The 11,757-nt window shown below is 27.3% G+C and carries 11 protein-coding genes; all 11 read left to right on the forward strand.

Annotated features, from left to right (window positions below; genetic code table 11):
- Positions 1–126: 126 nt before the first annotated feature.
- The 11 genes from HMPREF0216_RS02480 to HMPREF0216_RS18070 all read left to right on the forward strand — a co-directional run bounded on the left by HMPREF0216_RS02480 (position 127) and on the right by HMPREF0216_RS18070 (position 11,712).
- Positions 127–1,506, forward strand: coding sequence for a L,D-transpeptidase family protein (locus tag HMPREF0216_RS02480; protein WP_005210748.1), 1,380 nt, complete (start codon positions 127–129; stop codon positions 1,504–1,506).
- Between the two features lie 96 nt (positions 1,507–1,602).
- Entirely contained in the window at positions 1,603–2,439 is an 837-nt protein-coding gene (locus HMPREF0216_RS02485; protein WP_005210749.1) for a deoxyribonuclease IV, read from the forward strand.
- 132 nt (positions 2,440–2,571) lie between these two features.
- Positions 2,572–3,072 carry a hypothetical protein gene (locus HMPREF0216_RS02490; protein ID WP_005210750.1) on the forward strand — a complete coding sequence of 167 codons (501 nt, stop codon included), beginning with the start codon at positions 2,572–2,574 and terminating at the stop codon, positions 3,070–3,072.
- An 84-nt stretch (positions 3,073–3,156) separates the two neighbouring features.
- The gene (xdhA, locus tag HMPREF0216_RS02495; RefSeq protein WP_005210751.1) at positions 3,157–5,448 is read left to right on the forward strand and encodes a xanthine dehydrogenase molybdenum-binding subunit XdhA; all 2,292 of its coding nucleotides are present in this window, start codon (positions 3,157–3,159) and stop codon (positions 5,446–5,448) included.
- Positions 5,449–5,460: 12 nt separating this feature from the next.
- Positions 5,461–6,333, forward strand: a complete 873-nt coding sequence (gene xdhB, locus HMPREF0216_RS02500) for a xanthine dehydrogenase subunit XdhB (RefSeq protein ID WP_005210753.1) — start codon at positions 5,461–5,463, stop codon at positions 6,331–6,333.
- A gap of 3 nt (positions 6,334–6,336) precedes the next feature.
- On the forward strand, positions 6,337–6,813 hold the full coding sequence (gene xdhC / locus HMPREF0216_RS02505; protein ID WP_005210755.1) for a xanthine dehydrogenase subunit XdhC: 477 nt from the start codon (positions 6,337–6,339) through the stop codon (positions 6,811–6,813).
- 30 nt (positions 6,814–6,843) lie between these two features.
- Complete coding sequence (gene guaD, locus HMPREF0216_RS02510) at positions 6,844–8,124, forward strand: guanine deaminase (RefSeq protein WP_005210756.1); 1,281 nt, start codon at positions 6,844–6,846, stop codon at positions 8,122–8,124.
- A 58-nt stretch (positions 8,125–8,182) separates the two neighbouring features.
- Positions 8,183–9,025, forward strand: a complete 843-nt coding sequence (locus tag HMPREF0216_RS02515) for an FAD binding domain-containing protein (protein ID WP_005210758.1) — start codon at positions 8,183–8,185, stop codon at positions 9,023–9,025.
- Positions 9,018–9,494 (forward strand): (2Fe-2S)-binding protein, encoded by a 477-nt coding sequence (locus HMPREF0216_RS02520; protein WP_005210762.1) that lies wholly within the window; start codon positions 9,018–9,020, stop codon positions 9,492–9,494. The genes HMPREF0216_RS02515 and HMPREF0216_RS02520 overlap by 8 nt, the downstream gene beginning before the upstream one ends.
- 25 nt (positions 9,495–9,519) lie before the next feature.
- Positions 9,520–10,761, forward strand: a complete 1,242-nt coding sequence (locus tag HMPREF0216_RS18065; RefSeq protein WP_005210764.1) for a xanthine dehydrogenase family protein molybdopterin-binding subunit — start codon at positions 9,520–9,522, stop codon at positions 10,759–10,761.
- Positions 10,762–10,773: 12 nt separating this feature from the next.
- Positions 10,774–11,712, forward strand: a complete 939-nt coding sequence (locus tag HMPREF0216_RS18070; RefSeq protein WP_005210766.1) for a xanthine dehydrogenase family protein molybdopterin-binding subunit — start codon at positions 10,774–10,776, stop codon at positions 11,710–11,712.
- The last annotated feature ends 45 nt before the right edge of the window (positions 11,713–11,757 follow it).

Here is an 11,757-nt window from a genome sequence, read left to right on the forward strand (position 1 = left end):
AATAAAATAATTATTTTCCTCCTACTCGATTAGTCTATTTTTATATTTAAAATTAATTATTAGTCTTAAATATAATTAATCTACATAAAATATATAAGCAATCTAAAACTTTAGGGGGAAGAGTTAGTGGTAAATAATAAAAAATCACCTATTTTTAATATATTGATTTTATTTTGTAGTTTACTTTCTATATATTTTGTAATCGTAATATACTTTTCTAATCACTTTTTTGTTGGAACATCTTTAAATAATATAAATCTCTCATGTAAAACAATTAAAGAAGCTAATGTGATTTTAAATAAATTTGCTAATAATTATACCATTGAATTGAAAGAAAGAGGCGGGTTAATAGAAAATATTTCGGGAAGTGATATTAATTTTAAATATAACTCTAAAGAAAAACTTCAAGAAATAAAAAATAATCAAAATCCTTATTTATGGCCATTGTTGTTTTTTCAAAATAATAAATATGTGAACAATGAAATATTTAGCTATGATAACTCCCTCTTCAATGAACAATTTGAAAAGTTAAACTGCTTTAAAGAAGAAAATATTATAGAGCCACAAAATGCAACATTAAAGTTTAATGGTAGTGAATACTATATAATTGATGAAGTCTACGGAAATAAAATTAATAAAGATTTTTTACATGCATATATTTTAAATTCTATATATATTGGAACAAAATCCTTAGTATTTGATGATATAAATTGCTATGAGGATCCCAAATTTATAGCTACCTCTGAAAAAGTATTAGATACTAAAGATACATTAAACAACTATGTTAATACAAGAATATACTATACATTTGATGATACTATTGAAATTCTAGATGGAAATACTATAAACACTTGGTTAGATATTGATGATAGTTTTAACATTATCTTTGACAATAATAAAATTGATGAATATTTGAAATCCTTAGGCGACAAATACAATACATATGGTAAAGCTAGAGAATTTAAAACTACTACTAAAAAAAATATAACTGTAATAGGCGGCAATTACGGTTGGAGAATAAACAGGTCAAAGGAACGAGAGGCTTTGATTAATGATATAAAAAACGGTGAAAATATAATAAAGGAACCTATTTATCTACAAAAAGCACTAGGTACAAGAGAAAATGATATAGGTAGCACTTATGTTGAAATTAATTTAACAAATCAATATTTATGGTTTTATAAAGATGGTGATATAGTCGCTCAAGGTGATATAGTCAGTGGTAATGAAAGTAGAGGTCTTTCAACACCAGTTGGAACTTACATTTTAAATTATAAGCAAAAAGATGCAACATTAAAAGGTGCTGGCTATAGTTCAAAAGTTAGCTATTGGATGCCATTTAATTCTAATATAGGCCTTCATGATGCTACTTGGAGAAATGATTTTGGTGGCAATATATATAAGAGTAATGGTAGCCATGGTTGCATTAACTTACCAGTATATCTTGCAAAAAAAATCTATGAAAATATAGAACCTGGAACACCTATTATATGTTATACTGAATAAATGATATTATTATTTAATAAGTATTATCTATTGATAATAAAATTTTTATATAGTATTATTTTATTAAAATAACAATTTATTTTTGGAGGAATACAAATGCTGAATATTGGATGTCACTTATCAACCACTAAAGGTTTTAAAAATATGGGGAAAGAAGCTTTATCTATAGGAGCAAATACTTTTCAATTTTTCACTCGTAACCCTAGAGGTGGTAAAGCAAAAGATATAAATGAAAATGATATAAATGAACTTTTAACTATTATGAAAGAAAATAACTTTGCTAAAATTTTAGCTCATGCACCTTATACATTAAATGGTTGCTCTGCTGATGAAAATACAAGAAAATTTGCAACAGAAATGATGGCAGATGATCTAGTAAGAATGGAATACTTACCTAATAATCTTTACAATTTCCATCCTGGAAGTCATGTTAAACAAGGTGTTGATGTTGGAATAAATTATATAGTAGAAATGTTAAATACTGTACTTAAACCTGAACAAACTACAACTGTTTTACTTGAAACTATGGCCGGTAAAGGTACAGAAATAGGAAGAAGCTTTGAAGAAATAGCTGAAATAATTAATAGAGTTGAATTAAAAGATCATTTAGGTGTATGTTTAGATACATGTCATGTTTATGATGCAGGATATGATATAGTAAATGATTTAGACAATGTATTAGAAGAGTTTGATAAAATTATAGGGTTAGATAGATTAAAAGCTATTCATTTAAATGACAGTAAAAATCCATTTAGTAGCCATAAAGATAGACATGAAAAAATTGGTGAAGGAAGCTTAGGACTTGATGGGATAAGTAAAATAATTAATCATCCAAAACTTAAACATTTACCATTTTTCTTAGAAACTCCAAATGAACTTGATGGATATAAAAACGAAATTGAGCTATTAAAAAAAGAGTATATAAATGATTAGATATTTTCACGACAAGCGAAAGCTTGTCTTTTTTTGTATATAAATAAAAGTTATATAAATAATAAAAAAGATTAAAATAGTATTATAAGCAATATAAATATAGTAAAAGCAATAAATATTTGAGGTGATTTTATGAATGAAAATATTATTAACGAAAGTAAAGCAATAAAAGTATTATTTCAGAAATTAATAAATGATAATTATAAACAAAAGGAATATAGAGATATCTACACTATAGATATACTTCCTAAAATAGTTAATAATACTATAAAGTATGAAGACTTTGAAGCTAACATATTAAAAAATAATAGTTATAATATTTTAAATAAATATGTATTAGCCTTAAGCAAACTATATCTTTATGATAATCATATATTCAAATTATCACAGGATGAAGGAGAAAATCTATCCTTTGAACCTTATGATAATGATATAAATAGATTTATAGATGATATTATATACAACTTATCTGTTAAAAATAAAAGGATGGATATTATATTCAACGAATTAAAAATTGGTTTAGAAATAAACTCTTGGTGTATAAAAATTATGGATTTTGGATGCAGCGATTTAAGATTTGTTATGGATATGTTTAAGTCTGAGGGATTGTTTATAAGAAGACCATATTTTTAAAATATAGCTATATTATTTGCATCTTAATAATAACAGAATATATTTATAAATTATATTTTTAATACTTTAATATGAGGTGAATCAATGAGTTACAAAGTTATTGGAAACAGTATTGATAGAGTTGATTCAGTTGCTAAAGTTACTGGAAAAGCAAAATATACAGATGATTTTTTTGAGAGAGAAATGCTTATAGGAAAGGTTCTTAGAAGTCCCTATGCTCACGCTATTATTAAAGATATATATATTGATGATGCGTTGAAGTTGCCTGGTGTGGAAGCAGTACTAACTTATAAAGATTTACCCAATATAAAATTTGCAACTGCAGGGCATCCGTATTCACTAGATCCAAATCATAAAGATGTTGAAGATAGATTAATACTTGCGGAAAAAGCTAGATTCGTTGGTGATGCAGTTGCAGCAGTAGTTGCAAAAGATGAAATAATTGCAAAAAAAGCATTAAAGTTATTAAGAGTTGATTATGATGTTTTACCTGCTGTATTTAATCCAGAAGATTCTATTAAAGAAGGTGCACCAATAATTCATAGTGAAAAAGAAGATAATATAATAGCCTCTTCTGTAATAAACATTGGTGATATTGAAAGTGAATTTAAAAAAGCTGAATATATTTTCGAAGGTGAGTATGAAACAAGTATAGTTCAACATTGCCAATTAGAAAATCAAAGTGCATATGCTTATGTAGATAGCAACGATAGAATAGTAATTGTAACATCAACTCAAATACCTCATATTGTAAGAAGAATAGTTGGGCAAGCTCTAAATATTCCTTGGGGAAAAATTAGGGTTATTAAGCCTTATGTTGGTGGTGGATTTAGAAATAAGCAAGATGTAATAATTGAGCCATTGACTGTAGCAATGACGTTAGCTGTAAATGGCAAACCAGTTAGGCTTTCTTTAAGTAGAGAAGAAGTATTTATAGATACTAGAACTAGACATGCAATGAAATATAATATTAAAACAGCAGTATCTAAAGAAGGAAAATTATTAGGAATATATATGAAAAATATAGTTAATAATGGTGCTTATGCCTCACATGGACATTCAATTGCAATGAGTGCTGCAAGTAAATTTAGACCATTATATAATTTTAATTCTATTAAAGTAGAACCTAAAACAATATATACTAATTTACCTACTGCAGGAGCAATGAGAGGATATGGAATCCCCCAAGTATGTTTTGCTTTAGAATCCCATATAGATGATATTGCTTTAAAGTTAAATATTGACCCAATAAAATTTAGAGAAGATAATTTTATTAATTTAGGATATATTGATCCATTAAATAATATTAAGGTAAGATCATTTGGCCTTATAAGCTGTATAGAAAAAGGTAAAAAATTAATAAAATGGGATGAGAAGAAAGAAGCATATAAAAAGTATTATGGAAATAAAAGAAGAGGGCTAGGTATGGCTTGTTTTAGCTATTTCTCTGGTACATATCCTGTATCACTTGAATTAGCAGGAGCAAGAATTGTTATGAATCAAGATGGATCTATTCAACTCCAAGTAGGAGCAACTGAAATTGGACAAGGTAGTGATACTATTTTTTCACAAATGGCAGCTGAAGTTTTAGGTATAAATATAAAAGATGTTCATATTATAAGTACTCAAGATACTGATATAACTCCATTTGATACAGGTGCCTATGCATCAAGACAAAGCTTTATTACAGGTGCAGCAGTTAAGAAAGCAGCACTTGAAGTTAAGGAAAAAGTTCTTATTTTAGCAAGTAAAAAATGTGGATTAAATATTTCAGAATTAGATATAAATAATGGCGAAATTATTGAAAAGAAGCTAGGAAATGTTATATGCCCATTAGCAAAAATAGCTCTTGAATCTTATTATGATAGAGAAAATGCCGCTCCTATAACAAGTGATATATCTGAAAATATAAAAATTAATGCAGTAGCATATGGAGTTACCTTTGCAGAGATAGAAGTTGATATTGAAACAGGTAAAATTGAAATTTTAGAAATATATAATATTCATGATTCTGGAAAAATACTTAATCATAAAATAGCAGAAGGACAAGTTCAAGGTGGAGTAAGTATGGGACTTGGATATGCATTATCAGAAGAACTGTTATTTAATAAGGACACTGGAGAACCATTAAATAATAACTTACTTGATTATAAAATTCAAACTATTTTAGATACCCCTATTATCGGTGTTGATTTTGTAGAATTAGAGGATCCTGCAGGTAGCTTTGGTCAAAAATCACTTGGAGAAAATCCAACAATTTCTCCAGCACCAGCTATAAGAAATGCTGTTTTAGATGCAACTGGTATAGCATTTAATAAACTTCCTATGAATCCACAACGTGTTTTTGAAAAATTTAAAGAAACCGGATTAATATAAAGGGGGAGTTTTATGTTTGATATAAATAAAATTAAGGAACCAGAATCATTAAATGAAGCACTAATAGAATTAAATAATAACCCTGATTTTAAAATAATATGTGGCGGAACAGATGTCCTTATTAAACTACATCACGGAAAAATTTCTAATATAAATTTATTAAGTATAAAGAAAATAAATCAATTAAGAGGAATTAACATATTAGACGATAAAACAATATCAATAGGTGCAGCAACAACTTTTTCAGATATTTTTAGAAATAAAATTATTAATGACTATATTCCAATATTAAGTGAAGCTGCTGTATCTATGGGTGGCCCTCAAATAAGAAATGTTGCTACCTTAGGAGGAAATATATGTAATGGAGCTGTCTCAGCTGATAGTGCACCAGCCTTATTGGTTCTTAATGCTAAAATAAAGATTAAAAGTTTAACTTCAGAGCGTGTAATTAAAATCAGTGATTTTTATGAGGGTCCTGGAAAAGTAAATATTAAAAACAATGAACTTTTAACCGAAATTTTAATTGAAAAAAATGATTATCTAAATAAGATTGGCAAATATATAAAATTTTCTAATAGAAAAGCATTGGATATATCACTACTAGGAGTAGCAGTTTTATATGAAAGAAATGAAAGAGTATTTAAAGATTTAAGAATAGCACTTGGAGTGGCAGCACCTACACCAATAAGATGTAAAAATGCAGAGAGTTACGCTATAGGTCAAATAGTTTGTGATGAGACAGTTAATAAAATTGCACAACTAGCTATGACTGATGCAAATCCAAGAAATTCTTGGAGAGGATCAAAGGATTATAGATTACATTTAATTAATATCTTAGTAAAGAGAATATTAAATTCTACTGTTATAAGGAGTGAAATAAAGTAAAAAATGAATTCTTCTAAAATGGAAAAAATTAATATAACAGTAAATGATACTGAATATAATTTAGAAGTTGATATTAGGGAATCACTTTTAGATGTATTAAGAAATAGATTATTTTTAACAGGTGTAAAAAGAGGTTGTTCTGTTGGAGAATGTGGTGCTTGTACAGTATTAGTAGATGGACTTCCAATAGATTCTTGTATTTACTTAGCTATTTGGGCTGATAAAAAGAAGATATTAACTATAGAGGGTGTTTCTAAAAATGGAGAGTTAAGTAAAGTACAAAGAGCTTATATAGAAGAGGGGGCTATCCAATGCGGATTTTGTACGCCTGGACTTGTGTTAACAACAACTTATTTAGTTAATAGCAACAAAAAATATAGTGATGAAGAAATAAAAAGAGAATTATCAGGACATTTATGTAGATGTACAGGATACCAAAAAATTTTTAAAGCAACTAAAAAAGCTTTAACGGAAAAATAATTTAACAATTAACAGAAAGGAGATATAAATTTGAAGAACATCTATGGAATAAAAGGTAATATAATATTTTCACCCTCATTTGGTAAATTAGAGATATTAAGTAATGGAACTATTATAGTAGAAGATGGAATAGTGAATGGAGTCTATAAAGAACTACCTATAAAATATAAGGATATTTCTGTAACTGATTATAAAAACAAATTAATAATACCTGGTTTTATAGACTTACATTTACATGCACCTCAATTTCCTAATATGGGTATAGGATTAGATAAAGAGTTAATGCCATGGTTAAATAAATATACTTTCCCTGAAGAAGAAAAATATAGTGATATAAAATATTCAGAAAAAATATATAAACTTTTAATAAAAGAATTATGGAAATTAGGTACAACAAGATGTTGTATATTTAATAGCATTCATAAGGAAAGTACTAAGTTACTTTTAGATTTATTTAATAAATCTGGATTAGCTGCATATATTGGAAAGGTAAATATGGATAGAGAATGTCCAGATATATTAAAAGAAGATACAAATAACTCTTTATTAGAAACAATTGAAATTATAGAGGAATATAAGAATAAATATGCTTTAGTAAAGCCTATAATAACACCTAGATTTGTACCAAGTTGTAGCTTTCAACTATTAGAAGGCTTAGGAAATATAGCTAATAAGTATGATATACCAGTTCAATCTCATTTATGCGAAAATTTAGATGAAATAACTTTTGTTAAGAAATTACATCCAAATTTCAAAAATTATGCTGATGTATATGATAATGCTAAGTTATTTAGAACTAATAAATCTATCATGGCTCATTGTATATTAGTTAATGAAGATGAAATTAAATTGCTAAAAAATAAAAATGTTTTTGTAGCACATTGTCCAATATCTAATTTAAATTTATCTAGTGGCATAGCACCAATTAGACAATTAATAAACAATGGAATACAAGTAGGATTAGGATCAGATATATCTGCTGGTCACACATTATATATTCCTGACGTTATCAAATATTCAGCACAAGTATCTAATTTAAGATGGCTTAATAGTAATGGAACTGATGAAAAATTAACAACAAATGAATTGTTTTATTTAGCAACTAAAGGCGGCGGTAAATTTTTTGGTAATGTTGGTAGCTTTGAAAAAGGTTATGAATTTGATGCATTAATTATAGATGATAGTGATTTATTAATTAAAAATAATTTGACATTGGAAGAAAGATTGCAAAAGTTTATATATATAGGAAACTCTAATAATATTATAGAAAGATATGTAGCTGGAAAAATTGTTAATGAACCTAATTTTTAAATAAATAATAAAAAGTAGAACATTACTATATATTCTACTTTATAGTAGGTGAAGTTTAATGCAAATATTACAACCTAACACTTTAAATGAAGCAAAGATGTTATTAGCTAATGGTAATTTGAAAATATTGGCTGGAGGAACGGATTTAATCATTAATATTAGAAAAAATAATATAAGTACAGAAATGTTGCTAGATATAAGTAAAATTAGAGAGTTATTTAAGATAAAAGAAGAAAGAGAATATATTTTAGTTGGTCCAATGACTACATTTTCTGAAATTGAAGAAAATCAATTAATTAAGAAATATTTTAATTGTTTATATGAATGCAGTAAACATATGGGTTCACCTCAAATTAGAAATATGGCAACTCTAGGTGGAAATATTATTAATGCTGCATCCGCAGCAGATTCTATTCCTTGTTTAATGTCTTTAGCCAGCGAGCTAGTATTGGAGTCTATTAATAGAATAAGAAAAATTAAAATTGAAGATTATTTTAATAATTATAATATTGAACATATAAAAGAGGATGAAATTTTAACAAACATTATAATACCAAAGAATAATTTTATAAGTGGATATTACAAACTTGGTAAAAGAAATTCATTAGCTATATCAAGGATAAGTGCAGCTGTAAGCTTGTCAATAACTGATTTAAAAATTAATAAAATTAATTTATTTATTGGAGCAGCTGGAAGATTCCCTTTTAAAGTTAATGAAATTGAAAATTTAGTTTTAAATAAAGATCAAGATGCATTGTTTCAAGAAAAAATTTTAAGTATTTTAGAAGACTCAGTATATAGTAGTATAAGTGGACGAAGGACTGTTAATTTTAAGAAAGAAGCCGTTAAAGGTATTTATAAACAGGCTTTATATAATGCATTAAAGATAGAAGGTGTTTAATATTAAAGTTTCTATTAATGTAAATGGAATAAATTATTGTAGAGAAATTGATCCAACAGTAAGATTAATTGACTTCTTAAGAGATGAATTAAAGTTAAAAGGTACTAAAGAAGGATGTGGAGAAGGAGAATGTGGTGCATGTACAGTTATTGTTAATGGTAAAACTATCAATTCCTGTTTAATGTTAGCCTCTTCAGTAAATGGAAAAAATGTAATAACAATTGAAGGAGTATCATATAAAGGTAAGCTCCATCCAATACAAGAAGCTTTTATGGAAGTAGGGGCTGTTCAATGTGGTTACTGTACTCCTGGAATGATATTAAGTGCAAAAGCACTTTTAGATAAAAATCCAAATGCAAATGAAGAAGAAATCAAAGTTGCGTTATCAGGAAATTTATGTAGATGTACAGGATACAAAAAAATAATACAAGCTATACTACTAGCTGAAAGTAAATTAAATAATAAATAGTTCTAATACTTTTGGAGGTGAAAAATTGGTTGGTGAAAGTGTAATAAGACCAGATGCATATGAAAAAGTATTAGGTACAGCATCATTTCCAGATGATTTAGAATTTCAAAATATGCTTTATGCAGGAGTTAAAAGAAGTTCTATTGCTTATGGAAGAGTTAAATCAATAAATATATCGGAAGTTAAGAAGTTAGATGGTGTAATTGATGTTATTGATTATAAAGGTATACCTGGAGAAATTAATCATGGAGTAGTATTTAAAGATATTCCCATTTTAGTTAAAGATACAATAAAAAGAATTGGTGATTGTATAGTATTAATTATAGCAAAAGATAAAACAAGTTTAAAAATAGCTTTAGAAAAAGTTAATATAGAGTATGAGGAATATAAAGGTATATTTACAATAGAAGATGCATTAAAAAGTGATGCTCCTATTTTAGGAAATGGAAATAATATTTTGTATGACATAACAATAAAAAAAGGAAATATTGAAGAGGGATTTAAAAATTCTAAATTTATAACAGTTAACACTTATTATACACAAATGACTGACCGTGCTTTTATGCAACCAGAAGTAGCTATCGCGAATTATAAAAATAATAATACATTAGATTTGTATGTTGCAACACAATATCCACACTATGATAGAGAAGAAGTTGCTAGATGTCTTAATCTTAAAGAGGAGCAAGTAAATATTATTAATATGACTATTGGAGGGGCCTTTGGTGGAAGAGAAGATATAAATCCACAATGTCATGCTGCTATTGCCTCATATATAACTAAGAAGCCAGTTAAGATAATTTACTCTAGAGAAGAATCTACCATATCCCATAGTAAGAGACATCCTATGAAAATGTATTATAAAACATCTGTTAATAGTAATGGAAAGTTATCTGCAGTAAAAGCTAGAATATATGCTGATACTGGTGCTTATGCATCTTGGGGAATTAATGTTGTAAGAAAGGCAGCAGTACATGCTACAGGTCCCTATGAAATACCTAATGTTGATATAAAAGCATATGCTATTTATACTAATAATCCATTCTGTGGTGCAATGAGGGGATTTGGAGCTGCACAAGTTCCAATAGCTTATGAGTCTCAAATGGACATTTTAGCAGAAAAGCTTAATATTCATCCTCTTAAATTTAGAAATATAAATGCTTTTAATTGTGGAAGCTACACTGCAACTGGCCAAAAATTAGAAGGAAATATTGTCATTAAAAAATGCATAGAAAAATTAGCTTCTATTGATAGGGTTGATTTGTAAGGAGTAATTAAAATGAAAAAGAAAGGTATTGGATATGCTTCAATTTTTTATGGCACTGGTTATGGTAATGGATTTCCAGATGAATCAAGAGCAAGTGCAAAAATAGAAAATAACGGAACCATTAATATATATGTTGAAGTATCTGACGTAGGATCTGGTGGCAAGAGTATAATGTGGCAAATTGCTACTAAAACATTAAATATAGATAAAAATTTAGTTAATATAATCAATACCGATACAAGTATTCTGAAAGATTCTGGTACAGCTGCAGCTAGCAGACAAACTTATAATACTGGTAATGCAGTTCTAAATGCTTGTTCTAAATTAAGAAATAATATTAATAAAGTTATTAATAAAAGTGAAAAATTAACTTCATCAGATATGATAAAAAAAATACTTCAACATATGATAAAAAATAATATTTCAACATATGAAGATGGTTATTTTAAAGCAACTACATCAAAGATTCATAATGAAGATGGTCAAGGCAATCCTTATTGGCCATATACATTTGGAGCACAAAGAGCTACTGTTATAGTAGATACTGAAACTGGTAAGATAGATGTACTAGAAATTGTAGCAATCAATGATGCAGGAAAAATTATTAATCCTACTTTGGCAGAAGGTCAAGTAGAAGGTGGATGCTTAATGGGTATTGGATATGCTCTTATGGAAGAAATTGATTTAAATAAAGGAAAAATTAAAAATACAAATTTCTCTAATTATATTATCCCTACATCTATGGATATGCCAAATATACAATCATATTTTGTTGAGGAAAATGAATATACTGGTCCTTTTGGTGCAAAGGGATTAGGTGAACCAGTAATGTTACCAACAGCTCCAGCTATTTTAAATGCAATTTATGATGCTATTGGAATTAGATTTTATGAACTACCAGTAACTTGTGAAAAAGTATTAGCAGCTTTAAAATATAAAAAAATGATTTAGTTATAAACTAAATCGGGAGAGTAGATAGATTTGTGTAAAAAACAA

Source organism: Clostridium celatum DSM 1785 (assembly GCF_000320405.1).
GTDB classification, from domain to species: Bacteria; Bacillota; Clostridia; order Clostridiales; family Clostridiaceae; genus Clostridium; species Clostridium celatum.